This is a genomic window from Geobacillus sp. ZGt-1 (assembly GCF_001026865.1).
Lineage (GTDB): Bacteria > Bacillota > Bacilli > Bacillales > Anoxybacillaceae > Geobacillus > Geobacillus thermoleovorans.
This window is the reverse complement of sequence record NZ_LDPD01000013.1, coordinates 19,063-20,456: the sequence shown is the minus strand read 5'-3', so window position 1 is coordinate 20,456 and position 1,394 is coordinate 19,063. Positions and strand designations below refer to the sequence as shown.

Here is a 1,394-nt window from a genome sequence, read left to right as displayed (position 1 = left end):
TCAATTTCGTTAAATGTCGTCAACATCGCGGTCGTTTGCGTCACTTCCAGCAGCCGTTTGGCGATCGTTTGCCGACGGCGCGACATTTTTTCGCGGATGACCGGCTTGCCGGCCTCAGCGGCTGGAACGGCGGCCGGCGTCGACGTCGGCGCGGCTTGCGGAGCCGGCNGCGGAGCGGCGGCCGGTTGTGCGGCAAACGAGGCGACGTCTTGTTTGCGCACGCGCCCAAGCGGATCAGCCGTTGGCACTTGCGTCAAGTCGATCCCTTTTTCACGTGCCATTTTCCGGGCGGCCGGAGAGGCGATTGGCCGCTGGCTCGGCGCCTGGGCAACCGCGACTGGCTGCGGCGCTGGCTGTTCATTGCTGTCGGCCGGCGCGACCGTTTCCGTTTCATCGGCTGGCTGCGGAGCAGCTTGCAAAGCGGCAGTCGGTGCTGCCGCTCCTTCGCCGATAATGGCGATCGCTTGGCCAACCGCAACCGTATCGCCTTCATTGGCCAGCAGCTGTTGCAAAACACCCGACTCTTCCGCCATAATTTCCACGTTCACTTTATCCGTTTCAAGCTCGCAAATCGATTCTCCTTTTTCCACGTAGTCGCCCGGTTTTTTCAGCCATTGGGCGATCGTTCCCTCCGTGATGGATTCTGCTAACTCTGGGACTTTGATCTCNGCCACGTTGATGCCCTCCTCAAATGTTCCGTAGTCATCATTCATGCTTCGTCAATGCACAGCGGATGATGCGCTCCTGCTCTTTTCGGTGGACGACCGGATCGCCTTCCGCCGGGCTCGCCCGCCGGCGCCGCCCGATATAGCTGACATCGACACCGTCTGGGGCAACGGCACGCAGGTGCGGCTCCATATACGTCCACGCGCCCATGTTTTTCGGTTCTTCCTGCACCCAGACGAGCTCTTTGACGTTCGGATAGCGGGCGATGATGTCTCTCACTGCTTCTTCCGGGAATGGGTACAGCTCTTCAATGCGCACGATATGCAGCCAGTCAAGACCTTCCATTTTGCCGATTTGTTCCGCCAAATCGATCATCAATTTGCCGGTGCCAAACACGATGCGTTCCACTTTGCCAGCGTCAGCGCCCAATCCCGGCTGTTCCAGCACCGGCGAGAACGCACCGTCAACGAACGCTTCCGCATCCGATGCCGCCAGCGGATGGCGGAGCAAACTTTTCGGCGTCATAATGATGAGCGGGCGAACTTCTTCCCTTGTCAACAGCGCCGCCTGCCGCCGCAAAATATGGAAATATTGCGCGGCCGTCGATAAGTTGGCAACCGTCCAGTTGTTTTCCGCCGCCAGCTGCAAAAAGCGCTCGACGCGGCCGCTTGAATGTTCAGGGCCTTGCCCTTCGTAGCCGTGCGGCAATAGCATGACAAGCCCGGATT

General features: G+C 59.6%; 3 pseudogenes. All 3 read right to left on the bottom strand.

The features are described 5' to 3' along the window. Positions 1–168 (bottom strand): annotated as a pseudogene (locus tag VU18_RS19230) (dihydrolipoamide succinyltransferase); the annotation flags it as partial. A 1-nt stretch (position 169) separates the two neighbouring features. Beyond that, positions 170–668 (bottom strand): annotated as a pseudogene (locus tag VU18_RS19225) (biotin/lipoyl-containing protein); the annotation flags it as partial. Between the two features lie 37 nt (positions 669–705). Beyond that, a pseudogene (locus VU18_RS19220) lies at positions 706–1,394 on the bottom strand (2-oxoglutarate dehydrogenase E1 component); the annotation flags it as partial.